Below are 25,636 nucleotides of genomic sequence, written 5' to 3'. Positions count from 1 at the left end.
GGAGTACGTCGTGACGGTGCAGGACCTGCTCACCGGCCTCTACAGCGAAGAGGGCCGCCAGAATCCGTACCCGTGGTACGCCCGCCTGCACCGGCTCGGGCCGGTCAGCGCGGTGCCGCCGCGCGCCGAGCACCGCACCGTGGCGGCGGTGGCGGTCGGCTACGACCTGATCGACGGGATGCTGCGCGATCCACGGTGGACCAAGCAGCCACCGCCGGGCTGGGAGGAGCACGAGATCCTGCGTACCTTCCAGACGTCGATGATGTTCATCAACCCGCCCGACCACACCCGGATGCGGCATGTCTTCTCGCGTACCTTCACGCCCCGTCGCCTCGGCGCGCTGGAGCCGGTGATCCTGCGCGTCGTCGACGACCTGCTGGACAAGATGGCCGACGCCGGTGACCGCGTCGTCGACTTCGTGGCCGACTTCGCGTACCCCATTCCGGCGCTGGTCATGGCCGAGTTCATCGGCATCCCGGCGGGGGAGTTGACCTGGTACCGCGATCGGGTCGAGCGCATCGACGAGTTCCTGGACGTGGCCGGCAAGACCCCGCAGCGGCTGGCCGCCGCGAACACCGCGGCGCAGGAGCTGCGGGCGTTCTACCGGGATCTGCTGGCGCACCGCCGCCGCACGCCCGGCGAGGACCTGATCAGCGCCCTGGTCGAGGCGGTCGGGTCGGGCGAGGTGGAGCTGACCGAGGAGGAGCTGATCAGCAACCTGATCGTGCTGTTCAACGCCAGCTTCGTCACCACGGTCTACATGTTCAGCAACGGCCTGCCGCTGCTGCTGGCCCACCCGGGGGCGGTCACCGCGCTGCCCACCGACGACGCCCTCGCGGCCGGGTGCGTCGACGAGGTGCTGCGCCTGCAGAGCCCGGTGCACTTCCTCGCCCGGGCCGCGCCGGAGGACACCGTGCTGGCCGGCGTGCCGGTCGCCGAGGGGGACAACGTGCTCATCATCATCGGCGCGGCCAACCGGGACCCGGCGCGGTTCCCCGACCCGGACGTCTTCGACCCGACCCGCGCCGGTCCGCCGTCACTGGCCTTCGGGGTGGGCCTGCACTTCTGCCTCGGCGCGGCGGTGTCCCGGCTGGAGGGCCGCCTCGCGCTGCCCCGCCTGTTCGCCCGGTTCCCCCGGCTCGCGGTCACCGAGACTCCGACGTACAGCGGCAGCCTCTTCCTGCGCGGCATCGACAAGCTGCTGGTCAGCACCGGCGGATAGGAGATCAGCATGGCCCTGCACCCGGAGGTGGCGGCCTACCGCGCCGCCCGCGCCGCGGCGGGCACGCCGCCGCTGTACACGCAGACCCTCGCCGAGGCGCGCGCCGCGGACCTGGCCGCGATCCGTGCCGGCGGCGGCGCGGTCGAGCAGGTCGCCGAGGTACGCGACGAGCACATCCCCGGTCCGGGTGGTGACCTGCCCGTCCGGGTGTACCGGCCGGCCGGGTCGGGTCCGCTGCCCACCCTGCTGTACTTCTTCGGCGGCGGCTGGACCCTCGGCAGCATCGACACCGCCGACGGGATCTGCCGTCGACTGGCCAACGCGGTGCCCTGCCAGGTGGTGACCGTCGGCTACCGGCTCGCCCCGGAGCACCCCTTCCCGGCCGCCGTGCACGACTGCCACGCCGCGACCGTCTGGATCGCCGAGAACGCCGACCGGTTCGATGTGGATCCGACGCGGCTGGCGGTGGGCGGGGACAGCGCCGGTGGGAACCTCGCCGCCGCCGTGACCCTGCTCTGCCGCACGGACGGGCCCGCGCTGGCCGCGCAACTGCTCGTCTACCCGAACACCGACATCGGCGGCGAGCCGTCCGGCCCGATCGACGACGACCCGACCCTGTTCAACCGCCACTCGGTGGCGTGGTACCGCACGCACTACCTCACCGACGCGGAGCGGGCGCGGGACCCGCTGGCGTCGCCGCTGCGCGCCGACGACCTGTCCGGCCTGCCGGCGGCCCTGGTGATCACCGCCGAGTTGGACCCGCTGTGCACCGAGGGGCAGCGCTACGCCGAGCGGTTGGACGCCGCCGGCGTGCCCGTCCACGTCGACCACTACCCGGGCATGATCCACGGGTTCTTCGCCATGCCCGGCGTGTTCACCGACGGCCGGCGCGCGCAGGACAGCGCCGCGGCGTTCCTGCGGGACCGGTTCGGTGTGCCGTCGAATCGGGAGGCGGCGCCGGCCCAGCCGGAGGGCACGGGGGTACGCGGTGGTTGAGCGGGTGCTGGCCGACCGCCCGGTGACGTTCGCCGACTACGGGGAACAGGCGCGGGCGGTACTGACCCCGGACGTGTGGGACTACGTCGCCGGCGGTGGCGCGGCCGAGGTGACCCTGGCCGCCAACCGGACCGCGCTGGACCGGGTCGCCGTGCTGCCCCGGGTGCTGCGCGGCAGGGATGCGGTGGACACCGGCGTACGGCTGCTCGGTGAGCCGTACGCGCTGCCGGTCGGGGTGGCGCCGATGGCCTACCAGCGGCTCGTACACCCGGACGGTGAGGCGGCCCTCGCGGCGGCGGCCGGCGCGGCCGACGTGCCGTTCGTGGCGAGCACGCTGAGCAGCACACCGATCGAACAGATCACCGCGACCGGCGCCCACGTCTGGTTCCAGCTCTACTGGCTGCGCGACCGGGCTCTGGTCCGCGACCTGCTGGACCGGATCGTGGCAGCGGGCTGCCGGGCCCTGGTCGTCACCGTGGACGTCCCGGTGCTCGGCCGACGCCCCCGCGACCTGCGCAACGCGTTCCGGCTGCCGCCCGACGTGGTCGCCGCGAACCTGCCGTACGGCAGGGACACGCTCGCCCACGCGGGCGTCCCCGGCGTCTCGGCGATCGCCACGCACACCGACGCGTCGTTCGAGTCGGCCCTGCGCTGGGCGGATCTGGCCTGGCTGCGCGAGCACGTCGACCTGCCGCTGGTCGTCAAGGGAGTGCTGGACCCCCGGGACGCGGTCGAGGCGGTACGGATCGGCGCGGACGCGGTGGTGGTGTCGAACCACGGAGGCCGGCAGTTGGACGGCGCCCCGGCCAGCGTCACCATGCTGCCGGAGGTCGTCGACGCGGTCGGCGACGGTTGTCAGGTGCTGCTGGACAGCGGCATCCGGGGCGGCACCGACGTGCTGCGGGCGCTGGCGCTGGGCGCGGCGGGCGTCCTGGTCGGCCGGCCGCTGCTCTGGGCGCTGGCCGTCGGCGGGCGGCGCGGCGCGCAGGACGCGTTGGCGCTGCTCGCCGCCGAGGTGCGGGACGCGCTCACCCTCGCCGGCTGCGCCGACCCGGCGGCGGCGGCCGGGCTGCGGACCCTCCGGACGGGCTGAGCCGGTGGACGCCACCGAACCGGCCGACCTCACCGTCGCCGATCTGCACCCCGCGCTCGGCGACCCGGCGCTGACCTCGATGAACTTCCTCAACGAGGTGTCCGAGCGGTATCCGGCGGCGGTGTCGCTCGCGGCCGGACGCCCGTACGAGGAGTTCCTCGACGTCGCCGCGGTGCACCGGCACCTGGACACGTTCCACCGGCACCTCGTCGACGAGCGGGGGCACTCGCCCGAGCAGGCACGACGGTTGCTGATGCAGTACGGCCGGACCAAGGGAATCGTGCACCACCTCGTCGCCCGTAACCTCGCCCTCGACGAGGGGATCACGGTCGATCCGGAGGCCGTCGTGGTGACCGTCGGGTGTCAGGAGGCCATGTTCCTGGTGCTGCGGGCGTTACGGACCGGCCCGACGGACGTGCTGCTGGCGGTCGCGCCGACCTATGTCGGGCTGACCGGGGCGGCCCGGCTGGTGGACCTGCCGGTGTGGCCGGTCGCCGGTGGACCGTCCGGCGTGGACCTGGCCGATCTGCGGGCCCAGGCGCGTAAGGCCCGAGAGGCGGGCCTACGGCCCCGAGCCTGCTACGTGATGCCGGACTTCGCCAACCCGTCCGGAACCAGCATCGACGTCGCCGACCGGCAGCGGCTGCTGGCGCTGGCCGCCGAGGAGGACCTGCTGCTGCTGGAGGACAACCCGTACGGGCTGTTCGCCGTCGCCGACGGGCCGCGTCCGCCCACGCTGAAGGCGCTGGACACCGACCGTCGGGTGGTCTACCTCGGCTCCTTCGCCAAGACGGTGCTGCCCGGGGCCCGGGTCGGTTACGTGGTCGCCGACCAGCGGGTGGCCGGACCGGACGGCCGCGTCGGGCCGCTCGCCGACCAACTCGCCATGATCAAGAGCATGGTCACCGTGAACACCTCACCGCTCGCGCAGGCGGTGATCGGCGGGCGGCTGTTGGAGCACGGGTGCAGCCTGGTGCCCGCGAACACCCGGGAGCGGGCCGCGTACGCCCGCAACCTGCGCCACCTGGTCGCCGGCCTGGCCCGGCGTTTCGCCGACCGGCCGGAGGTGCGCTGGACGGTACCGGCCGGCGGGTTCTTCGTGGTGGTGACCGTGCCGTTCGTCGTCGACGACGCGTTGCTGGATATCTCGGGGCGGGACTACGGCGTGCTGTGGACGCCGATGGCGCACTTCTACGACGACACCGCGCCGGTGCGCGCGCTGCGGCTGTCGGTCAGCGCGGTGACGCCGGAGCAGATCGACGTCGGGTTGGACCGACTCGCCGCCCTCGTCACCGACGAGCTCCTGGGTGGACGGTCATAATGGGCCGCATGGTTGCCTGGGAGTACGCCCTGCTCGTTCGTCGTTATCAGGGACAGGGTCGCAATTTCACCGTCTCGTTCGTCTGGTACGGCCCGGACGGGTCCCGTAAGGACATCACCGCCTACGGCGACACGGCCATCGCGCACCTCAACCGCGCCGGCCGCGAGGGCTGGGAGCTGGTCTCAGCGGCCGAGGACGTCAACAACGTCCAAGGCAGCACCGAAGTCCACCGCTACCACCTAAAACGCCCCCTGAACTAACCCCCGCCCCCGCCCCTGCTGCCCCGCCCCGCCCCCGTCCGCGGCGGGGGTGGGGCGGGGTGGGGCCGTCAGGTCAGGTCTACGGCGGGGTAGAGGGGGTGGGGGGCCAGGAGGTCGGCGGCCTGGCGGGAGATCTTGTCGGCCAGGTCGGCGTCGAGCGTGTACTTCGCCTTCGACGGGGTGCCGTCGGCGTTCGCTCCGGCCGTGGTGTGGGTCAGCACGGTGTGGATCAGCTCCGCCGTCTGGTCCATCTCGGCGGTGCCCAGGCCACGGGTGGTCAGCGCCGGGGTGCCGATCCGGATGCCGGACGTGTACCAGGCGCCGTTCGGGTCCTGCGGGACCGAGTTGCGGTTGGTGACGATGCCCGAGTCGAGCAGGGCCTGCTCGGCCTGCCGGCCGGTGAGCCCGTACCCGGACACGTCGATCAGCGCCAGGTGGTTGTCGGTGCCACCGGTGACGAGCTTCGCGCCCCGGCGCAGCAGCCCGTCGGCGAGGGCCTGCGAGTTGTCCACGATCCGCTGGGCGTAGTCGGCGAAGTCGGGGCGGCGGGCCTCGGCCAGCGCGACGGCCTTGGCGGCCATCACGTGCGGCAGCGGGCCGCCGAGCACCATCGGGCAGCCCCGGTCCACCTGGTCGGCCAGCTCCGGCTGGCAGAGCACCATGCCGCCGCGCGGGCCGCGCAGCGACTTGTGGGTGGTGGTGGTGACGATGTGCGCGTGCGGCACCGGGTCGAAGTCGCCGGTGAACACCTTGCCGGCCACCAGGCCCGCGAAGTGCGCCATGTCGACCATGAAGGTCGCGCCCACCGAGTCGGCGATCTCGCGCAGGATCCGGAAGTTCACCTTCCGGGGGTACGCCGAGTAGCCGCCCACCAGGATCAGCGGCTTGAACTCGCGGGCGGCCTCGGCCACCCGGTCGTAGTCAATCAGCCCGGTGGCCGGGTCGGTGCCGTAGCTGCGCTGGTCGAACATCTTGCCGGAGATGTTCGGCCGGAACCCGTGGGTGAGGTGACCGCCGGCGTCCAGGGACATGCCGAGCATCCGCTGGTTGCCCAGCTCGCGGCGCAGCTCGAACCAGTCCGCCTCGGTGAGGTCGTTGACCTGGCGTACCTGGGCCTTCTTGAGGGCGGGGGACTCCACCCGGTCGGCGAGCACCGCCCAGAAGGCGACCAGGTTGGCGTCGATGCCCGAGTGCGGCTGCACGTACGCGTGCGCGGCGCCGAACAGTTCCCGGGCGTGCTCGGCGGCGAGCGCCTCGACGGTGTCGACGTTCTGGCAGCCGGCGTAGAAGCGGCGGCCGACGGTGCCCTCGGCGTACTTGTCGCTGAACCAGTTGCCCATGGCCAGCAGCGTGGCCGGGGAGGCGTAGTTCTCGCTGGCGATGAGCTTGAGCGACTCGCGCTGGTCGGTCAGCTCGGCGCCGATGGCGTCGGCCACCCGCGGCTCGACAGCCCGGATGACCTCGAGGGCGCTCCGGAATGCGGTGGACTCGGCGTTGCGCGACATGCGACCTCCTACGAATGTGCGGAAGGCCCAGGCGCACGGCGAACGTCCTCGTGACGGGGCCGCTCCCCGATGGTTCTCCATCCCAACGCGCCAGTAACGGCCCGCGCCGATACTACCGGGCCGGTGCCGGCCGACCCGGCCGACCTCCCGACGCGAGCCCGCCGAGGTGGTTGAACGGTCCCCGCTCGGGCATGGGACCAGGGGGCCACGCGCCGGCACGGGCGCGACGGTCCTTCCCACGAGAGGATTGGACTCCCATGACCACACCGACCACCGGCCGGCCGTTCGCACTGGTGACCGGGGCGTCCAGCGGAATCGGATACGAGCTGGCCGTGCAGTTCGCCGAGCACGGCTTCGACCTGGTCGTGGCCGCCGAGGACGACGGCATCGCCGCGGCGGCCGACAAGCTGCGCCGCGACGGCGGCGCTCAGATCCATCCGGTACGCGTGGACCTCTCCACCGAACAGGGTGTCGAGGAACTGGCGAGCGCCGTCGCCGCGACCGGACGCCCCCTGGACGCGCTGGCGCTCAACGCCGGGCGGGGCGCCGGTGGCGCGTTCGTCGGCGGCACCGACCTGCGCGACGAGCTGGAGGTCGTCGACCTCAACGTGCGGTCGACGGTGCACCTGGCCAAGCGACTGCTGCCCGCGATGGTCGAGCGGGGCGCGGGCCGGGTGCTGTTCACCTCGTCCATCGCCTCGACGATGCCGGGCCCGTTCCAGGCGGTCTACAACGCGTCGAAGTCGTTCGTGCAGTCGTTCGCCGAGGCGCTGCGCAACGAGCTGAAGGACACCGGCGTCACGGTGACCGCGCTGATGCCCGGGCCGACCGACACCGCCTTCTTCGACCGGGCCGAGATGCGGGACACCCGGGTGGGTTCCGGCAAGAAGGACGACCCGGCCGAGGTCGCCGCGCAGGGCTTCGCGGCGATGATGAAGGGTGACCAGACGGTCACGGCGGGTTCGCTGATCAACAAGGCGCAGACGGCCGTCGGGAAGATCATCCCGGACAAGCTCAAGTCCGAGCAGCACCGCTTGATGGCCGAACCAGGCTCGGGCGACTAACCCCCGCCCCCGCTCCCTCGCCCCCCCGCCCCCGCCCCCGCCTCCCGCGATCTTGCACTTTCTGTCGCGACACAACGGCACGAAACGTCGCCAATCGGCAACAGAAAGTGCAAGATCGCGGGGTGGGAGGGGCGGGGGCCGGGGGCCGGGATGGGGGTGGGGTGGCAGGACGAAGGGCCCGGCGATGTGCCGGGCCCCTCGGTGCGAACGCCTCGCGTCAGGCGGTCACCGCGTCGCGCGCCTTCTTGATCGCCTTCGGCTGGGTGGGGGTCCGCGGCGCGTCCGCGCGCAGCGCGATCATCTTCTCGCCGATCTCCTGGAGCTGCTTACGGCCCAACGCCTCGCGGACCTTGGGGAACCACTCCTCCTCTTCCTCCTCGACGTGGTGCGTGACGTTCTCGATCAGCACCGTCGTCTTGGCGGTGAAGCGCTCGTCCTTGGCGTCCATGCTGGCCAGTTCGAGGCAGAGCAGGTCGGCCACGTGGTGCTCCTCGTACGACTCGAGGATGTCGTCCTCCAGGTCGGGCAGGAGCCGGCGGACCTCCGGGTACATCACCTCGTTCTCCAGGTAGGTGTGCACCGTCAGGGCCTCCAGGATCTGGTCCACCAGCTTCTGCCGCTGGCTCGCCGGCCCCTCCTCGGCGTCCTGGAAGGCCTTGAACAGACGGCGCATCTCCTTGTGGTCCTCTTTGAGCAGGACGATGGCATCGGTCGACACCGGTGTGCCCCCTTGTTCGGTAGCTCGGCTGGTGTCGATCCGGTACCCCGAGCCGGAGTGGCGAAACAGGCGAACCCGGCTCACATCGCCTGGTCAGACGGTGGCCAGGGTGCGCGGGATCTCGTCGAGTAGTTCCCGGGCCAGAAAACCGATCCGGCCGTACCGGGGAATGAGCCGCTGGCCGCTCACGGCGTGCGCGAACGCACCCCAGCAGGCGGCCTGCGCCGGGTCCGCGCCCCGGGACAGGAGCCCGGCCAGCAGACCGGCGAGCACGTCTCCGCTGCCGGACGTGCCGAGGCCGGCGTCGCCGCTCTCCTCCCGCCATCCGCGCCCGTCCGGGGCGGCGACGTGACCGTAGAGCGAGACCACCGCGTCGTACCGTTGCGCCAACTCGGCGGCCTCGGCGCTCAGGTCGTCGCCGGGGTCACGGCCCAGCAGGTGGCCGGCCTCGGTGACGTTGGGGGTGAGCACCACCGGCCGGCCGGAGCCGACCAGCAGCTTCGGCTCGTGGCTCAGCGCGCCCAGCGCGTACGCGTCCAGGACCAGCGGGGTCTGCGGCCCGGCCGCCTCCAGGACGAGGTCCAGCAGTCGGGAGGTCTCGTCGATGCCCGTCAACCCCGGGCCCAGGGCCACCACGTCGGCCGCGCCGGCCAACTCACCGAGCTGGCCGGCCCGGTCGGCGGCCACCGTGCCGTCGGGCGTCTCCGGCAGCCCCACCACCAGCGCCTCCGGCACCTGGATGCTCAGCGTGGCGGCGGTCGACTCGGCGAGGGCGAGCTGAAGGACCCCGGCGCCGGCGCGCAGCGCGGCCACTCCGGCGAGCAGGACCGCCCCGGGGGTGAAGCGGGAGCCGCCGATCACCAGCACGGTGCCCCGGCTCTCCTTGCCCCCGGCCGGCACCGGCAGCGCCCAGTCCCGCAGCAGCGCCGGAGTGATCACCTTCACCTCAGACCGGTTCGGCATGGATCTCGTCCTCCCTGGTCGCCTCGGCGCCCTGCCGGTGCAGGTGGCCGACCTCGTTGAAACCGCCCAGCCGCAGGCGGCCCTGCTCGTCGGCGGACCAGTCGGTGACCGAGCAGTTCGCGATCACGTGTTCGCGGGTCAACCCCATCAGCTCGGGCTCGGTCAACCCCTCGATGAGGTAGCGCAGCAGGAAGACCAGCGCGTCGTGGCCGAACAGCAGCACCCGCTGGCCCTCGTGGTCGCGGCGCAGGTCACCGAGGAGCGTCCGCAGGCGCAACGCCACGTCGGTCCAGGCCTCACCGCCGGGCGGTCGGTAGTAGAACTTGCCCAGCCGGTCACGGCGCTTCGCCTCGTCGGGAAACCGCTGGCGCACCCCGTGCCCGGTCAGTCCGTCCAGGATGCCCAGCTCCCGGTCGCGCAGCCGCTCGTCGCGGCTCACCGGAATCCCGGTGCCGTGCAGCGCCAGCTCGGCCGTGGACACCGCCCGCAGGTACGGCGACACCACCGCGACGTCGGGTCGCCGGTCCTCGGGCAGACCCGCGAGCCAGCGGCCGGTCGCCCGCGCCTGCTCCTCGCCGGTGTCCGAGAGCGGTACGTCGGCGTCGCGGTGGCTCAGGGCGATCACGTCCGCGCCGGTCTCCTCGGCCCGGGTGGCCGCCACGTTCGCGGTGCTCTCCCCGTGCCGGATGATCCAGAGCGTCGACAGTTCCGCCATGCCGACCCCGGTACCCGGGCACGGCACGGGGTAACCGTGCCGCGCCGGGCCGGGCGTCGACTCAGCCGCGCCGTTGCAGCAGGGCCACGGTCAGCCCGGTCACGTGCGTGACGCGGACCACCTCGTACCGCTCGGCGAGAGCTGCGGACTGCTTCTTCGGCAGGCCGGTCAGCGGCGCGTCGGTGACCGTCGGCAACAGCACCCACAGTCGTGGCTCGTCCCGCAGGCAGCGGGCCGGAGTCGGGCAGTCCGCGCCGAACAGCTCGTCACGCTGGGCCGCCGACCGCTGCTGGAAGACGTTGCGCGGCGAGACGTCGGCGGGAAGGTAGTAGCGCACCCCGGGCTCGTGCATCCACCACCACGGGCCACCCGCGACCAGGCCGTCGCCGGGCTGGTAGCCGGCCTCGATGACCCACGCCGCCTGCGAGTAGGACAGCGGCGCGAACGCACGCTTCTGCGGGTACGTGTACCAGCCGTGCGAGTACTCCCCGCGCAGCGCGAGCTGACCGGGCACGCTCAGGGCGGCCAGCACCACCACTGCCACCGCGACCAGCGGCGCGCGGCGCAGCGCGGCGACGGCACCGCCGGCGAGCACCGCCCACGCCGGCACGAGGAAGAGCAGGTACTTGGAGAAGAAGTAGTTGATGTCGCCGCTGGAGGCGACCAGGATCACCGGCAGCGGCAGCGCGGCGATCACCGCGGCGGCGGCTGTCCGCGCGGCCACGTCGCGGCGCAGGTGGGTCAGCACCCCGACCACGGCCAGGGCGGTGATCGCGGCGGCGAGCAGCACCGACCCGAAGACCTGTTCCCAGACCGTCCACGGCGCGCTGTCCGGGATCCAGCTGATCTGCCGTCCCGCCTGCTTCATGCCGCGCAGGATCACCGGGGCGGCGATCCCCACCCCGGCGGCGGTGGCGAGCACGAACCAGGCCACCGACCACCAGCGGCGCTCCCGCCAGCAGTGGATCAGGACGGCGACACCGTGCCCGAGCAGCAGCGTGAGCGCCACCACGTTCACCAGGCCGATGCCGGCCACGGCGAGCGCGTACGCGATCCAGCGCAGCCACCCCGGGCGCTGCAACGCCCGGAGCAGGAACAGCGTGGCCGCTGCCGCGGCGAGGACCACGAAGGCGTACGACCGGGTCTCCTGCCCGAAGCGGGTGACGGTGGGCACGAGGGCGAAGACGAAGCCGGCGGCGACCCCCGCCGTCCGGTCGAAGATCCGCCGTCCGACCAGCGCCACGCACGTGGTCGCCAGGACCATGGCCAGGGCCGACGGCAGCCGTACGACGGCCGCGTCGGTGCCGAACAGGCTCGTCCAGCCGTGCATGAAGAGGTAGTACGCCCCGTGCACGGCGTCGACGTTCGCCAGCATCCCCAGGATCTGCCCGGTCGAGCGGGTCGCCACGTCGACGGTGACCAACTCGTCGTGCCACATCTCCGGGCTGCCGAGACGCCAGCCGACCGCGAGGGCCGCGAACACCGTGGGCCAGAACCAGACACTGAGCACGAGTCGGCGGGCGAGGGGGAGTCGCCGTCCCTCCGACTCGGTGGCGGGCGGGGGCGGCCCCGCGTCGGTGGGCGCGGGAGGCGCGTCCGTGGTGACGGCGCGGTCTGGCATCGGCGTCCGATCGGGGGGCGAGCGAGGGAGTGGGCGCGACGATGATAGCCGCCGCCGTGGTCGTCGGAGGACCCGTCGTCCCGCTCACCGGGGGTGGTGTCGCGGCGAGCCCGGGGCGGATCGCCGGTACTGGATTCGGACGCCGTGCCTGATAATGTGGCCCGCGCCCGTCGCGCACGTCCACCACGCAGAGTAAGGCCCGGGGAACCGATGATTGTCGACATCATGTTGCCGTACTACGGGAGTGTGCCCCTCATGCAGGCGGCGGTGCGCAGCGTGATGGCACAGAGTGATCCGGGTTGGCGTCTGACCGTGGTCGACGACGGCACCGAGCCGGGCGTGCCGGAGTGGTTCGCGCAGATCACCGACGAGCGGGTCCGTTACCAGCGCAACGAGCGCAACCTCGGCATCACCAACAACTACCGCAAGTGTGTCGGCCTCGCCGAGCACGAGTACCTGGTGATGATGGGCACGGACGACATCATGCACCCCAACTACGTCGCGACCGTACGATCGGTGATCGAGCAGTACCCGGGCGTCGGTATGGTGCAGCCGGGAGTCGAGATCATCGACGCCGACGGCACGGTGGTCAACACCATCGTCGACGAGGCCAAGCGTCGGCTCTACGCCCCGCGCGTGGAGTCCCGGACGCTGATGGGTGGCGAGGACCTGGCGGCCAGCCTGCTGCGCGGCTGCTGGTTCTACTTCCCGTCGATCTGCTGGCGGACGGACGCCCTCAAGGCTGTCGACTTCCGCGAGGAGTTCCAGGTCATCCAGGACCTCGCGCTGGTGATCGACCTGATCCAGCGCGGCGAGCAGATGGCCATCGACAACACCCTGTGCTTCCAGTACCGGCGGCACGCGGTGAGCAAGTCCGCCGCCGACGCGATCACCGGCACCCGGTTCACCGAGGCGCGGGCGTACTTCGTCCAGGTCGCCCGGCGGATGGACGAGCAGGGCTGGCCGCGGGCGGCACGGGCGGCCCGCCGCTACATGTCGTCCCGGCTGCACGCCATCACGCTGCTGCCGACGGCCGTGCTCGCCGGCCGGATGACCGGTGTGAAGAGCCTGTCGCGGCACGCGTTCGGGCCGGGCCGATGAGCGACCACAGCCAGGGAGAAGCTATGATCGTCGAGCAGCGGCAGCGGCAGCCGACGCCGGAGGCCGACGGGCGGCGGGTGGTGGTGCTCGGCGGCACCGGTTTCCTGGGCCGGCCGATCTGCCGGGCGCTGGCCGACGCGGGGCACACCGTCATCGCCGTCGCCCGTACGCCGCGCGACATCGGGCCGGGCGTCGCCGTCCGTGCTCTGGACCTCGCCGCAGCCGACGTGGACGAGATCACCGCCCTGTTGCGCGACCTCGAACCGGACGTGGTCGTCAACTCCGCGGGCGGCATGTGGGGGCTCAACGACGCGCAGATGCTCGCCGTCAACGTGACCCTGGTCGAGCGCCTCATCGAGGCGGCCGGCCGGCTGCCCGGACGGGTCCGGGTGGTCCAGCTGGGCAGCGTGCACGAGTACGGGCTGGTGCCGGTCGACACGTCGATGGCCGAAGGGCTGCGACCCGCGCCGGTGATGCCGTACGGCGAGTTCAAGTTGCGCTGCACCACAGCGGTCGCCGAGGCCGACCGGGCGGGCCTGATCGAGGGCGTGACGCTGCGGGTCGGCAACGTGATCGGCGCCGGCCAGCCCGGGCACAGCCTGCTCGGGGTGGTCGCGGGTCGGCTGCGCGACGCCCAGCGCGCCGGCGAGCGGGCCCGGCTGGAGCTGGCTCCGCTGGGCTCGCGGCGTGACTTCGTGGGCCTGAGCGACGTGGTCGCCGCCGTGCTGCTGGCTACGACCCGTCCCGCAGCGGCCGGCCAAGTGATCAACATCGGTCGCGGAGTCGCCGCCAGCGCCCGTGATATGGTCCAGCTCCTCATCGACGTCAGTGAGGTGCCGACCGATCTGGTCGAGGCCGAGCGCACCGGCCCGGCCGAGACGAGCTGGCAGCGGCTGGACGTCGGGCTCGCCGCCGAGGTGCTCGGCTGGTCGCCGAGCGATGATCTGCACACCGAAATGAAGCAGTTGTGGGAGCACGCCGGCGCCGAGGTGCCCGCCTGATGGTCGAGAGGTCCTGACCGCATGACTACCCCCGCCCTCGTCCGCTCCCGTGGCACGCTCGCCGACCTGCTCTCCGGCCGCAGCAACGGCATCGGGCTCATCCGGCTCTGCCTCGCGGTCGGCGTGGTGTTGTCGCACTCCAAGCCGCTCGGCTTCGGCGCCAACGACCTCGGCTACCACCTGACCGGCCGGCAGACCAACGTCGGCACCATGGCGGTGTACGGCTTCTTCGTGCTCTCCGGCCTGCTGATCACCCGCAGCGCCCGGCGTACCGGCATCATCCGCTACGCCTGGCACCGCGCGCTGCGTATCTTCCCCGGCCTCTGGGTGTGCCTGCTGATCACCGCGCTGGTGGTCGCTCCGCTTGTCGCCCTGCGCGAGCACGGCACCACGGCCGGCTTCTTCGACAACGCCTGGGACCGGGGCGGCCCGCTGGCCTACCTGCAGGCCAACTGGTGGACCGGTGTTCGCCAGTACGGCATTCAGGACCTGCTCAAGGCGACCACCCCGTGGGGTGAGAAGAGCGGCTCCAGCGTCTTCAACGGCGCCCTGTGGTCGCTCAAGTACGAGATGTTCTGCTACGTCGTGGTGGGCGTCCTGGCGATCACCGCGGTGCTGCGCAACGCCCGCCGGTTCGTGCTGTTCCTGACGGTCGCGCTCTACCTGAGCATCCTGCAGGACTGGGTGAGTTCCGGGCAGTTCAGCGGGCCGGCGTCCACGGCGAGCTGGTCGTTCGACTCGCCCCTGGTGGGCGTGATGAGCTTCCACTACATCGTCTACCTGGGCTTCCTCTTCGCGTTCGGCGCGACCCTGGACCTCTACCGGGAGCGCGTGCCGATCAACGACGCGCTGGGCATCGGCTCGGCCGTGGCGCTGGGACTGTCCCTGCTCTTCGGCGGGTTCTTCGCCATCGGGCTGCCGGCGTTCGCGTACCTGCTGGTGTGGCTGTCGGTGCGGATGCCCCGCCAGCTGCACTGGGTGGGCCGCAAGAACGACTACTCGTACGGCATCTACATCTACGGGTTCGTCGGCCAGCAGGTGATGGCGAGTCTGGGTTGGAGCCGCTGGGGGTACGTCCCGTTCGCCGCGATGTCGCTCGCGGTCGCCTTCGTCGCCGCGTTCGTCTCGTGGAAGCTCGTCGAGCGGCCGGCGCTGCGGTTGAAGGACTGGACGCCGGGCTTCGTGGCCCGCCGGTCGGTGCGGACGGTACCGGTCGAGCAGCAGACCGCCGTGGCCGAGGAGCCGCCCGGGACGACGCAGCCGGCGTCGGTGGGCGGTCCGACCGAGGAGTTGCCGCAGCAGCACGCCACGCTGGTCACCGGCCGGTAGCCCACCGGGTCCGCCGCCACGTCGTACCCTCGGGGGCGTGGCCACGGCGGCGCAGGAGATCCGGGTGGGGGAGCGGCTGGTCCGCGTCTCCAGCCCCGACAAGCCGTACTTTCCGGAACGTGGGCTGACCAAGCTGGACGTGGTCCGCTACTTCCTCGCGGTCGGCGACGGGATCCTCCGGGCGCTGCGCGACCGGCCGACCATGCTGGAACGCTGGCCGCGCGGCGTCTTCGAGGGCGCGACGATCGCGACCCGGCAGACCAACCGCGGCGACGCGTTCTACCAGAAGCGGCTGCCGGCGGGCGCGCCTGAGTGGGTGCGCACCGCGCACATCACGTTCCCGAGCGGCCGGACGGCCGACGAGGTCGCGCCGAGCGAGCTGGCCGTGGTGATCTGGGCGGCCAACCTGGGCACCCTGCGGTTCCATCCGTGGCCGGTGTCCGCCCGCGACGTGGAGCGCCCCGACCAGTTGCGCATCGACCTCGACCCGCTGCCGGGCGTCGGCTTCGAGCAGGTCGTGCCGGTGGCCCGGGAGGTACGCGCGTTCCTCGCCGAGCTGGGCATGACCGGCTACCCGAAGACGACCGGCGGGCGGGGCCTGCACGTGTACGTGTCGATCGAGCCGCGGTGGAGTTTCGGCGAGTGCCGTCGGGCGGTGCTCGCGCTGGGGCGGGAGATGCAGCGTCGACTGCCGGACCTGGTCACCACCACCTGGTGGCGGGACCAGCGGGACCGGCCGGTCTTCGTCGACTACAACCAGATGTCCCGCGACCACACCATGGCGTCGGCGTACTCGATCCGGCCGACGCCGCAGGCGTTGGTGTCGGCGCCGTTGGACTGGGCGGAGCTGGACGACGCCCGCCCGGAGGACTTCGACGTGCTCACCATGCCGGCCCGGTTCGCCGAGGTCGGCGACCCGCACGCGGGCCTGGACGGCGACCGGCACTCGTTGGAGCCGCTGCTGGAACTGGCCGACCGCGAGGGCCTGGAGGCCCCGCCCGTACGGTGACCCGACCTGGCGAACCCTACTGCCACGGGCTCTGCGTGCCCTCGAACTCCTCGAAGACCAGCCACGACCGCGTCGACAGCACCCCGGAGATGCGCTGCACCCGGTCGAGTACGACGTCCCGCAGGGCGGCGTTGTCCGGCGCCCGGACCAGGGCCAGCACGTCGTGCTCGCCGCTGAGCAGTGCGACGTGCTCGACGTAGCGCACCTGGGCCAGCTCGGCCGACACCTCCCGCCAGGTGTTCTGCTCGATCGTCAACGCCATGTACGCCGAGGTGCCCAGCCCGGCCGCCTCGGGCGCGACCTGTGCCCGGAACCCCGTGATCACGCCGTCGCGTACCAGGCGCTCGACCCGGGCGTACGCGTTGGTGCGCGAGATGTGGATCCGTTCGGCCAGCGTGCGCACCGACGTACGCCCGTCGCGGACCAGCTCGTCCACGATCCGCCGATCGACCTCGTCCAGGGCTCGGACCGATCGTCCCGCTCCGGCCGCCCGGCCCACCCCGTCTTCGGTCTCCTGGCTCACCGATCTGCCTCCCGCATGCCAGACGTCCCGCCTTCTTCGTGGATCTTGAGTCAATCATCCGTCAGGCGGAAGCATAGGCTCACCACACGTCCCAGGAGGTCCCGCCGTGACGACCACACCCCAGGCGGTCCGCAGGGCATCCCCGCGCGCCCGTCGGACGGTCACCCCGCCCGACCCGGCGCGTTCGCTGCTGCCGGACGCCGAACCGGTCCGCCTGCTCGATGAGACCGGCACGCCGCTGCCGGCCCGCACCGACTACCCGGAGCCGCCCGTCGAGGCGTTGCGGGAGCTGTACCGCCGGATGGTGCTCGGCCGCCGGTTCGACACCCAGGCGACCGCGCTGACCAAGCAGGGCCGCCTCGCCGTCTACCCGTCGTCCCGGGGCCAGGAGGCGTGCCAGGTGGCCGCCACGCTCGCCGTCCGCGACACCGACTGGGTGTTCCCCACCTACCGCGAATCGATGGCGCTGGTTGCCCGAGGCATCGATCCTGTCGAGGTTCTCACCCTGCTGCGCGGCGACTGGCACTGCGGCTACGACCCGACCCGGGTGCACACCGCGCCGCAGTGCACCCCGCTCGCCACCCAGTGCGTGCACGCCGCCGGCCTCGCCCACGGTGAGGCGTACCAGGGGCGCGACACGGTGGCGCTGGCCTTCATCGGTGACGGGGCGACCAGCGAGGGCGACTTCCACGAGGGCGTCAACTTCGCCGCCGTGTTCAAGGCCCCGGTCGTCTACTTCGTGCAGAACAACAGGTACGCCATCAGCGTCCCGCTGTCCCGGCAGACCGCCGCGCCGTCGCTGGCGTACAAGGGCGTCGGCTACGGCGTACCCAGTGAGCAGGTCGACGGCAACGACCCGGTCGCCGTGCTCGCCGTGCTGACCCGCGCGGTCGCGCACGCCCGCGCCGGCAACGGGCCGTTCCTGGTGGAGGCGCACACCTACCGGATGGAGCCGCACACCAACGCCGACGACGCCAGCCGCTACCGCGACGGCGCCGAGGTCGACGCCTGGCGAGACCGGGACCCGATCGCCCGCCTCCAGGCCTACCTGCGCGCCCGTGGGGTGCTCGACGACGCGGCGGTCGCCGAGATCGCCGAGCACGCCGAGGCGTACGCCGCGGACCTGCGTACCCGGATGAACAGCCAGCCCACGGTCGACCCGCTGAGCCTGTTCGACCACGTCTACGCCGAGCCCACCCCACAGCTCATCGAGCAGCGCGAACTCATTCGCGCCGAGCTGGCCGCCGGGCACGACCAGGAGGGTGACGCCTGATGGCCACGACCATGGCGAAGGCCCTCAACACCGCCCTCGCTGACGCGCTCGCCGCCGACGAGAAGGTCGTCGTCTTCGGCGAGGACGTCGGGCAGCTCGGCGGCGTCTTCCGGATCACCGACGGCCTCCAGGCACGCTTCGGCGAGAACCGCTGCTTCGACACGCCCCTGGCCGAGGCCGGCATCGTCGGCTTCGCCGTCGGCCTCGCCATGTCCGGGCTGCGGCCGGTCGTCGAGATGCAGTTCGACGCGTTCGCGTACCCGGCGTTCGAGCAGATCGCCTCGCACGTGGCGAAGCTGCGCAACCGCACGCGCGGGGCGCTCAGCGTGCCCATCGTCATCCGCGTGCCGTACGCGGGCGGGATCGGCGGGGTCGAGCACCACTGCGACTCGTCCGAGGCGTACTACGCGCACACGCCCGGCCTCAAGGTCGTCACCCCGGCGACCGTCGACGACGCGTACTCCCTGCTGCGTGAGGCGATCGACGACCCCGACCCGGTGGTCTTCATGGAGCCCAAGAAGCTCTACTTCGCCAGCGCCGACGCGGCCCTGCCGACGCGGACCGAGCCGTTCGGCCGGGCCGTCGTACGCCGGCCCGGCCGCGACGCCACCCTGGTGGCGTACGGACCGGCGGTGCCGGTCGCCCTGGAGGCCGCCGAGGCCGCGCGCGAGGAGGGCTGGGACCTGGAGGTCGTGGACGTGCGCACCATCGTGCCGTTCGACGACGCCACCATCACCGCCTCGGTCCGGCGCACCGGTCGGTGCGTCGTCATCCAGGAGGCGCCCGGCTTCGCGGGCGTCGGCGCGGAGATCGCCGCCCGCGTGCAGGAGCGCTGCTTCCACGCGCTGCACGCCCCGGTGCTGCGGGTGGCCGGGCTGGACATCCCGTACCCGGCGCCGATGCTGGAGCACACCCACCTGCCCGGCGTGGACCGCGTCCTCGACGCGGTCGCCCGCCTGCAGTGGGACGACCAGCCCGACGCGCGCTGGGCGGCGGCATGACCACCGTCGAGCGGACCCAGGTCTTCCTCCTGCCCGACCTGGGCGAGGGGCTGAGCGAGGCCGAGATCGTCGAGTGGCGGGTCGCCGTCGGTGACGTCGTCGAGGTGGACCAGAGCGTGGTCGAGGTGGAGACCGCCAAGGCGGTCGTCGACGTGCCCTGCCCGTACGCCGGACGGGTCGTGACCCTGCACGGCGCGGCCGGCGAGGTCCGTCCGGTCGGCCAGCCGTTGATCACCATCGCGCCGCTGGACGGCGACGGTGGCGAGCCCGCCGGGCACGCCAACTACCGCGAGGAGGAGCGGGCGGGCTCCGGCAACGTCCTCATCGGGTACGGGACGGGCCACGGCAGTGCCACCCGGCGTCGACGCCGGCCCCGGCTGGCCCTCGCCCCCGAACCGACCGACTCCGCGTCGCAGGACGCCGCCCCGGACGCCGCTGACCCGGCCGATGCGGCGCCACGGGGTGCCAGCCGGGTCGCGCCCGACCCGGCCGGCGTTGCCCGACCCGACGCGGGCGCGGCGACCGGTGCCGGCCCAGCGGTCCACGCTGGTCCGGTGCCCGGCGGCACGTCGTCGTCTGCCCTGGTCATCTCGCCGATCGTGCGCCGGCTGGCCCGCGAGCGCGGCGTCGACCTGAGCGCGGTGCGGGGCACCGGACCCGGCGGGGTGATCCGCCGCGCCGACGTGGAGGCGGCCTCGGCCCCGCCCCGGCTCGCCGCCGTGCCGGAGCCCCACGTCGCCCTGGCCCCGACCGGGGACGGCGACGTGGTCATCCCGCTCACCGGCATCCGCAAGGTCATCGCCGACAAGCTCTCCCGCAGCCGGCGGGAGATCCCCGAGGTGACCATCTGGGTCGACGTGGACGCCACCGGGCTGCTGGAGACCCGTGTGGCGATCAACGCCGCGACGCCCGACGCCCCGGTGAGCATCCTGGCCCTGCTGGCCCGGATCTGTCTCAGCGGTCTGCGCCGGTACCCGCAGCTCAACGCCCGCGTCGACACCGAGGGCCAGCGGATCGTCCAGTCCGCCGGCGTGCACCTGGGTATCGCCGCGCAGACGGACCGGGGCCTGCTGGTGCCGGTGCTGCGGGACGCCCAGCGGCTCACCACCGCCGAACTGGCCGCCGCGCTGGCGGAGACCACGGCCGCGGCCCGGGCCGGGACGCTCGCGCCGGCCCGGCTCACCGGCGGCACCTTCACCCTCAACAACTACGGGGTGTTCGGCGTGGACGGCTCCACGCCGATCATCAACCACCCCGAGGTGGCGCTGCTCGGCGTGGGGCGGATCGTGGACAAGCCGTGGGTGGTCGACGGGCAGTTGGCCGTCCGCAAGGTCACCCAGTTGAGCCTCACCTTCGACCACCGGGTCTGCGACGGCGGGGTGGCCGGTGGCTTCCTGCGACACGTCGCCGACTGCGTGGAGCGCCCGGCGCTGCTGATCACCGCCGTCTGACGCGTACCCCCTGAGGCCCCGGTGCCGCCCGCGCGGCGTCGGGGCCGGCGCGCGCCCGGGGTTTCCCGGCCGTGTCACCGGGAAGTCGGCCCCGCCGGTACGCGCCGGACGCGTCGAAGGGAGCCGACAGGTGGCCGTGGCGAACGAGCTGCTACTCAACTCGATCCGCGTCCGCCGGCCCGCCGCGGCCGGCGCGCCGCTCTACTGCGACGCCCGGGAGTACGGCCTGACCGGTGACGGCGCGACCAACGACCAGCCGGCGCTGGCCGCCCTCGTGGACCGCCTCGGTGCGGGGTACGCCTCGGACGGCCGGGCGCGCGTCATCTACTGTCCGCCCGGCATCTACTCGATCCGCGACGCCGGAACGGTGTGGCGCAGCGGCGTCTCGCTGGTCGGCGCCGGCCCGGCGGCGACCCGCTTCATGCTCAGCAACGAGGGCAACCGCGCCGACCCGACCCCACTGGCCTTCTGGACCACCGTGCAGCACGGCGCCGACCGGGACCGGCACATCGCCGACTGCACCTTCGCCGACTTCCAGATCGACGGCTCGGGCGTCGCGATGGCCGAGTACAACTACCTCGCCAAGGGCCTCGGCCTGCAGTACGTGGTGCGCGGCGTGTTCCGCAACCTCTACATCCACCACACCGCCGCCACCGGGCTGGGCTGCGACTTCCTGCAGGACTCGCTGATCGACGGCGTGGTCGTGGTCGGCTGCGGTCGGCTCGACAACGGCGAGCAGATCGGCGGCGCCGGGATCGGCGTGGGCATCGGCGGGTGGGGCCCGATGGAACGCCTCACCATCGCCAACTGCACCACCCTCGCCAACGGCACCAACGGCATCTTCCTCGAACTCCAGAAGGACTACTGGACGCCGCCGCGCGGCTACCGCATCGTCGGCTGCCACAGCCAGGGCAACCGGTTCGGCATCTCCGACTGGGGCGCCGACGGTCTCATCGTCTCCGCCTGCACGATGACCGGCAACCTGGAGGCCGGCTTCGACATCTCCGCCCAGGGCACCTCTGCGGTGGCCGGGCGCGGCGGGCTGGTCGCCGACTGCGTCATCGACGGCAACATCCGCGACGGCGTCAGCGTCGGCAACACCCCGGGCCCGTACACCATCCGGGGCAATCGGATCAGCGGCAACGGTCAGTACGGCTACCACGCGCACGACCTCGGGCGGGGCTACCAGGGCCCGATGCGGGACGTGGTGATCGAGAGCAACGACTTCTGGGGCAACGGGTTGGACGCCATCCGGATCAACCACCAGATGACCGACGCGGTGCTGCTCAACAACCGGATCCGCAACAACGGCCGACAGTACGCGCAGGCCGCCAGCGGTAGCGGCGAGACCGTCCGCTACGCCGAACGGTCTGTGGTGGACCGGTCCGCGAACTGGCCGCACGACGGCCACCGCGGCAAGGTCCTGCGGGTGGGGCGGGCCGTTGCCATGGTCGCCGCGAACACCGCCGACGAACTCACCCTCGCCCCGGTGCGTCCCGACGGCATCAGCGCGTGGAGCGGGGACATACCGCCTCCGGGATGCGGGTACGAGCTGTCCGCCCCACCCGAGCGACGGGCCGGCATCACCATCGACGCGGCATTCGACTCGGCCACCATCCGCGGCAACCGAATCTGGGACAACCACGAGGACCGGACCCAGACCCACGGCCTGTGGATCACCGGGCGGGGAAGCTGCGTGGACTGCCGGGTCGAGGACAACGACCTGGCCGGCAACGCCGACGACGGGATGTGCCTGGACACCCCGCCGGTGGGCGGACGCTGGCGCGACAACCACGTCGACAACGACTGGAGCTGACCGGCGCTCGCGTCGAGCGGATCGAGGTGACCGCCGGCTGGCAGGCCCGGGCCGCAACGCGAGGCGGCGGCGACCGGAAGAAACTCCGGTCGCCGCCGCTGTCGGTGCGGGTTCGTGCTGGTGTCGCGGTCTGTCAGCCGGCCAGGCCGGCCACCGGCGTGGGGTCGAGCACGACCGTCGCCGAGGCGGACTGCGGCGGCACACCGGGCTCCGTCGGCGCGTCGGTGTACTCCGCGACGAACACGGCGGTCAGATTGTCCGCACCGCTGTGCCCACCGTCGAGGAAGGTGGGGATGGTGCCGGAGCAGCCGGTCGCCGTGGAGAGCGGGTGCCCGTGCTCATCGTGGCCGAGCACGTAGGTGACCTTCACCCGCGAGCAGTCCACCGGCAGGTCGTCGGTGACCTTGACCTCGTACGCGACCGTCTGCCCGAACTGGAAGGGCTGCCCGGCCGCCGGGGCGACGAACTCGATGACCGGCGCGGTCGGCCCGACCACCAGCGGCAGGGTCGCCGAGGCGGAGCGGCCGGTGCGGTCCGTCACCTTGAGCGTCGGCGTGTACGAGCCGTTCTCCTGGAACGTCCACGTCGGATTGGGGCTGGTGCTGTCCACCGAGCCGTCCGCGTCGAAGTCCCACGCGTAGCTCAGCTTGTCGCCGTCCGGGTCGGTGGTGCCGGCGCTGGAGAACGCCACGGTCAGCGGGGCCTGCCCGACGGTCGGCGTACCGCTGATCTTCGGGATCGGCGTCCGGTTGCCCCGGACGAAGTCGATCCGCGACAACTGCGCGTCCGGGTTCTCGGCGAAGTAGCCGTCGCCGTACTCCAAGACGTAGAGCGCGCCGTCCGGACCGAACTCCATGTCCATCGGGTTGTCCACCACGATCGACGGCGCCACCGGCCGGATGTCCGTGACGTCGCCGTCGGCGTCGAGGCGGAACTCCTTGATGTAGTCCCGGGTCCACTCGTAGAACAGCGGCACCCCGTCGTAGTACGCCGGCCAGCGGGTACGCGACGTGCTGGTCCCGTCGTAGTCGTACGCCGGGCCACCCATCGGGGCGATGCCACCCGTGCCGAGCTGTGGGAACTCGGCCGAGGCGGCCGCCGAGTACCAGACCTGCGGGGCCTCGACCGGCGGCAGCACGCGCTTGCCGGTGTTGTGCGGTGAGTCGTTGACCGGGCGCTTGCAGTTGAACTTCGCACCGGACTCGCCGGTGGCGAAATCGTAGTCGCGGTAGGCGATCGTCGGCGTCACGCAGTACGGCCAGCCGTAGTTCGCCGGCTTGTCGACCACCATCCACCGGCCGTGCCCGGCCGGCCCGCGCTGCGGGTTCGCCGTGGAGGCGTCAGGGGAGTAGTCGCCCACGTACACGTCGTCGGTGCGCCGGTCGACGACGAACCGGAACGCGTTGCGCAGCCCCATCGCGTAGATCTCCGGGCGGGTCTGCGCCGTGCCCGGCTTGAACAGGTTGCCCGCCGGCACCGTGTAACCGCCACCGGCCTTCACCTTGATGCGCAGCAGCTTGCCCCGCAGGTCGTTGGTGTTCGCCGCGGTGCGCTGGGCGTCGTACGCCGGGTTCCGGTCGGCCCGCTCGTCGATCGGGACGTAGCCGTCGGAGGCGAACGGGTTGGTGTCGTCACCTGTCGACAGGTACAGGTTGCCCTTGCTGTCGAAGTCGACCTGACCGCCCACGTGGCAGCAGATGCCCCGGTCGGTCGGCACGTCGATGATCTGCTGCTCGCTGGCGAGGTTGAGCTTCATCCCCTCCAGCTTGAACCGGGACAGCCGCAACGCGCCCTTGAACCGCTGCCAGTCGGCCTCGGTGCCGGTCTCCGGCGCGTCTCCCTCGTTGACACCCGGGGTGGCCGGGTCGTCCACCGGGGTGTCCATCGGCGGCGAGTAGTACAGGTACACCCACTTGTTCTGGGCGAAGTTCGGGTCGATCGCGATGCCCTGCAACCCCTCCTCGTCGTGCTGGTACACGTCGATGTCGGCGGCGAGGGTGTTGAGCCCGGTGCGCGGGTCGTGGATGCGTACCTCGCCGGTCCGGGAGGTGTGCAGCACCCGCAGGTCGGGCAGGACGGCGAGGCTCATCGGCTCGCCCGGGAAGTCGTTGAGCGTCACCTTCTGGAAGCTGCTGTCCGGTGGCGGAGCCGGCGCGGCGGTCGCCGCCGTCGTCGGCGCGACCAGGCCGGCGGTCACCAGGAGCAGGGCGGACGCGAATGCGGTCCTGTTCATCAAGTAGCCCTTCACGGTGCTCAGTACCGGAGTGAGGCGAGATAGTCGAAGCCGACCCGGGCGGTCTCAAGGGCGTCGGCCGGCACCCGCGGCGAGGTGCCCGCGTCGTCGCGCTCCACGATGTACTCCTCGATGCCCGCCTCCCGCTCGTGCGCGAAGATGCGGCCGAAGTCGATGACGCCGTTGCCGAGGTCGGCGAAGCCACCCTCGACGTCCAGGTCCTTGACGTGCACCTGACGGATCCGCCCCCGGTTCTCCCGGATGACGTCGACCGGGTCGTGCGCCCCGCGCCAGGTCCAGTAGAGGTCCAGCTCGAAGTGGACCAACCGGGGATCGGTCTGCCCGGTGAGGATCTCGAAGCCGGTCGAGCCGTCGGTCAGCGGCACGAACTCCAACTGGTGGTTGTGGTAGCCGAAGTCGAGACCGGCACGCTCGGCGAGCCGGCCGGCCTGGTTGAGATCCCGAGCCAGGGCACGGTAGATGGCCGGATCCCGGTACGGGCGGCCCTGGGCGTCCCGACCGAAGTACGGGTGCACGATCTTCTTGGAGCCCAACGTGTTCGCGTCGGCGAGAGCGCGTTCCCAGGTGGCGGCGTCGAACGGCTGCGGGATACCGGTGTGCCCGGAGGTGGCCCGCAACCCGGCGGCGTCGAGCGCGGCGCGGAACTCCGCGGCCGTACGCCCGACGAAGCCGGCGTGCTCCACCCGCCGGTAGCCGATGCGACGCAGGGCGGTGAGGGTGCCCGGCAGGTCGGCGGCGAGCTGGTCGCGCAGGGTGTAGAGCTGGATGCTGATGCGGTCCACCGGCACCCGACGGCGACCGTGGGACTGGCCCGCAGCGGCGGTGTCACCGGCGGGCGCCGCGCTGGCCGGGCCGGCGAGAATCCCGGCGGCGCCGACAGCTGCGGCGGAGACGGTCGCGGCGCGAAGCAGTCCGCGCCGGCTGACCGGCCCGGAGGTCACGGTCGCCTCCGAGCGGTTGGCCTGGTGATCCATGGTGGTGGTTCCTTCCTGACGGATGGCGTGCCGTCGGCAGCGGTCAACCGGCTGCCCGCACCGGGGCGCGCCGAACCGGCCGGAGATGTGCTCCGGCGTGGACGGTGTGGACGACGCGTTATTCCGCGGTCGGCGACCCTCTGGGCGGACCGCGGCCGACCCCGGCGGGGCGGCAGGCAGGCTGATCGACGAATGGGCAACCCTCTATCTGAAAAGCGACCCTACCCTTGACTATGGACAAAGGCAAAGCTCCCTCACGATCAGCAGAAGTTTCGCTCCACCTGACAAAAGTCCGCCCACCAGGTGCGCGATCCCCGCGCCCCCGCCCCGCCCGCGCCCCGCCCGCGCCCCGCCCGCGCCCCGCCCGCGCCCCGCCCGCGCCCCGCCCGCGCCCCGCCCGCGCCCCGCCCGCCCCCGCCCGCGCCC

The 25,636-nt window shown here is 72.5% G+C and carries 22 protein-coding genes and 1 riboswitch; of the genes, 14 read left to right on the top strand and 8 right to left on the bottom strand.

Going from position 1 to position 25,636, the window contains the following annotated elements; translation table 11 throughout:
* Positions 1–10 precede the first annotated feature (10 nt).
* From ACIA3K_RS29680 to ACIA3K_RS29660, 5 genes are read left to right on the top strand one after another with little or no spacing between them, the layout of a single operon-like run.
* Positions 11–1,222 carry a cytochrome P450 gene (locus tag ACIA3K_RS29680; RefSeq protein ID WP_396804892.1) on the top strand — a complete coding sequence of 404 codons (1,212 nt, stop codon included), beginning with the start codon at positions 11–13 and terminating at the stop codon, positions 1,220–1,222.
* A 9-nt stretch (positions 1,223–1,231) separates the two neighbouring features.
* Positions 1,232–2,218: an alpha/beta hydrolase gene (locus tag ACIA3K_RS29675; protein ID WP_396804891.1), complete on the top strand. Its 987-nt coding sequence runs from the start codon at positions 1,232–1,234 to the stop codon at positions 2,216–2,218.
* On the top strand, positions 2,211–3,311 hold the full coding sequence (locus ACIA3K_RS29670; RefSeq protein ID WP_396804890.1) for an alpha-hydroxy acid oxidase: 1,101 nt from the start codon (positions 2,211–2,213) through the stop codon (positions 3,309–3,311). The genes ACIA3K_RS29675 and ACIA3K_RS29670 overlap by 8 nt, the downstream gene beginning before the upstream one ends.
* A gap of 4 nt (positions 3,312–3,315) precedes the next feature.
* A complete protein-coding gene (locus ACIA3K_RS29665; RefSeq protein WP_396804889.1) occupies positions 3,316–4,632 on the top strand; it encodes an aminotransferase class I/II-fold pyridoxal phosphate-dependent enzyme in 1,317 nt (438 codons plus the stop codon).
* Positions 4,632–4,892 (top strand): hypothetical protein, encoded by a 261-nt coding sequence (locus tag ACIA3K_RS29660; RefSeq protein ID WP_007460594.1) that lies wholly within the window; start codon positions 4,632–4,634, stop codon positions 4,890–4,892. Before ACIA3K_RS29665 ends, ACIA3K_RS29660 begins: the two co-directional genes overlap by 1 nt.
* A gap of 68 nt (positions 4,893–4,960) precedes the next feature.
* On the opposite strand, the gene ACIA3K_RS29655 is transcribed toward ACIA3K_RS29660, so the two are convergent.
* Positions 4,961–6,397: a glycine hydroxymethyltransferase gene (locus tag ACIA3K_RS29655; protein WP_396804888.1), complete on the bottom strand. Its 1,437-nt coding sequence runs from the start codon at positions 6,395–6,397 to the stop codon at positions 4,961–4,963.
* 18 nt (positions 6,398–6,415) lie between these two features.
* Positions 6,416–6,505, bottom strand: a riboswitch (ZMP/ZTP riboswitch).
* Positions 6,506–6,654: 149 nt separating this feature from the next.
* Between ACIA3K_RS29655 and ACIA3K_RS29650 the strand changes: the two genes are divergently transcribed.
* The gene (locus ACIA3K_RS29650; RefSeq protein ID WP_396804887.1) at positions 6,655–7,461 is read left to right on the top strand and encodes an SDR family NAD(P)-dependent oxidoreductase; all 807 of its coding nucleotides are present in this window, start codon (positions 6,655–6,657) and stop codon (positions 7,459–7,461) included.
* Positions 7,462–7,678: 217 nt separating this feature from the next.
* Here the strand turns inward: ACIA3K_RS29650 and ACIA3K_RS29645 are convergent, their stop codons facing one another.
* The 4 genes from ACIA3K_RS29645 to ACIA3K_RS29630 all read right to left on the bottom strand — a co-directional run bounded on the left by ACIA3K_RS29645 (position 7,679) and on the right by ACIA3K_RS29630 (position 11,478).
* Entirely contained in the window at positions 7,679–8,179 is a 501-nt protein-coding gene (locus ACIA3K_RS29645; protein WP_357119014.1) for a hemerythrin domain-containing protein, read from the bottom strand.
* A 93-nt stretch (positions 8,180–8,272) separates the two neighbouring features.
* Positions 8,273–9,142: an NAD(P)H-hydrate dehydratase gene (locus tag ACIA3K_RS29640; RefSeq protein ID WP_396804886.1), complete on the bottom strand. Its 870-nt coding sequence runs from the start codon at positions 9,140–9,142 to the stop codon at positions 8,273–8,275.
* Positions 9,126–9,857, bottom strand: a complete 732-nt coding sequence (locus ACIA3K_RS29635; RefSeq protein ID WP_396804885.1) for a histidine phosphatase family protein — start codon at positions 9,855–9,857, stop codon at positions 9,126–9,128. The genes ACIA3K_RS29640 and ACIA3K_RS29635 overlap by 17 nt, the downstream gene beginning before the upstream one ends.
* Before the next feature lie 61 nt (positions 9,858–9,918).
* Positions 9,919–11,478 (bottom strand): glycosyltransferase family 39 protein, encoded by a 1,560-nt coding sequence (locus ACIA3K_RS29630; protein WP_396804884.1) that lies wholly within the window; start codon positions 11,476–11,478, stop codon positions 9,919–9,921.
* Between the two features lie 210 nt (positions 11,479–11,688).
* Here ACIA3K_RS29630 and ACIA3K_RS29625 point away from each other — a divergent pair, with 210 nt between their 5' ends.
* From ACIA3K_RS29625 to ACIA3K_RS29610, 4 genes are read left to right on the top strand one after another with little or no spacing between them, the layout of a single operon-like run.
* Positions 11,689–12,579: a glycosyltransferase family 2 protein gene (locus ACIA3K_RS29625; protein ID WP_396804883.1), complete on the top strand. Its 891-nt coding sequence runs from the start codon at positions 11,689–11,691 to the stop codon at positions 12,577–12,579.
* 23 nt (positions 12,580–12,602) lie between these two features.
* Positions 12,603–13,580: an NAD-dependent epimerase/dehydratase family protein gene (locus ACIA3K_RS29620; protein WP_396804882.1), complete on the top strand. Its 978-nt coding sequence runs from the start codon at positions 12,603–12,605 to the stop codon at positions 13,578–13,580.
* Between the two features lie 21 nt (positions 13,581–13,601).
* Entirely contained in the window at positions 13,602–14,909 is a 1,308-nt protein-coding gene (locus ACIA3K_RS29615; RefSeq protein ID WP_396804881.1) for an acyltransferase family protein, read from the top strand.
* Between the two features lie 37 nt (positions 14,910–14,946).
* On the top strand, positions 14,947–15,918 hold the full coding sequence (locus ACIA3K_RS29610) for a DNA polymerase domain-containing protein (RefSeq protein WP_396804880.1): 972 nt from the start codon (positions 14,947–14,949) through the stop codon (positions 15,916–15,918).
* Between the two features lie 16 nt (positions 15,919–15,934).
* On the opposite strand, the gene ACIA3K_RS29605 is transcribed toward ACIA3K_RS29610, so the two are convergent.
* A complete protein-coding gene (locus ACIA3K_RS29605) occupies positions 15,935–16,417 on the bottom strand; it encodes an Lrp/AsnC family transcriptional regulator (protein WP_396804966.1) in 483 nt (160 codons plus the stop codon).
* 130 nt (positions 16,418–16,547) lie between these two features.
* Between ACIA3K_RS29605 and pdhA the strand changes: the two genes are divergently transcribed.
* From pdhA to ACIA3K_RS29585, 4 genes are all read left to right on the top strand, one after another.
* On the top strand, positions 16,548–17,714 hold the full coding sequence (gene pdhA / locus ACIA3K_RS29600) for a pyruvate dehydrogenase (acetyl-transferring) E1 component subunit alpha (protein ID WP_396804879.1): 1,167 nt from the start codon (positions 16,548–16,550) through the stop codon (positions 17,712–17,714).
* A complete protein-coding gene (locus tag ACIA3K_RS29595) occupies positions 17,711–18,715 on the top strand; it encodes an alpha-ketoacid dehydrogenase subunit beta (protein WP_396804965.1) in 1,005 nt (334 codons plus the stop codon). The genes pdhA and ACIA3K_RS29595 overlap by 4 nt, the downstream gene beginning before the upstream one ends.
* On the top strand, positions 18,712–20,166 hold the full coding sequence (locus tag ACIA3K_RS29590) for a dihydrolipoamide acetyltransferase family protein (RefSeq protein WP_396804878.1): 1,455 nt from the start codon (positions 18,712–18,714) through the stop codon (positions 20,164–20,166). Before ACIA3K_RS29595 ends, ACIA3K_RS29590 begins: the two co-directional genes overlap by 4 nt.
* A 136-nt stretch (positions 20,167–20,302) precedes the next feature.
* Positions 20,303–21,982 carry a right-handed parallel beta-helix repeat-containing protein gene (locus ACIA3K_RS29585; protein WP_396804963.1) on the top strand — a complete coding sequence of 560 codons (1,680 nt, stop codon included), beginning with the start codon at positions 20,303–20,305 and terminating at the stop codon, positions 21,980–21,982.
* A gap of 133 nt (positions 21,983–22,115) precedes the next feature.
* On the opposite strand, the gene ACIA3K_RS29580 is transcribed toward ACIA3K_RS29585, so the two are convergent.
* Positions 22,116–24,215, bottom strand: coding sequence for a PQQ-dependent sugar dehydrogenase (locus ACIA3K_RS29580; RefSeq protein WP_396804877.1), 2,100 nt, complete (start codon positions 24,213–24,215; stop codon positions 22,116–22,118).
* 20 nt (positions 24,216–24,235) lie between these two features.
* Complete coding sequence (locus ACIA3K_RS29575) at positions 24,236–25,210, bottom strand: sugar phosphate isomerase/epimerase family protein (RefSeq protein ID WP_396804876.1); 975 nt, start codon at positions 25,208–25,210, stop codon at positions 24,236–24,238.
* Between the last annotated feature and the right edge of the window lie 426 nt (positions 25,211–25,636).

Source organism: Micromonospora sp. NPDC051543 (assembly GCF_044454415.1).
Lineage (GTDB): Bacteria > Actinomycetota > Actinomycetes > Mycobacteriales > Micromonosporaceae > Micromonospora.
This window is presented reverse-complemented; position numbering and strand designations above follow the sequence as displayed.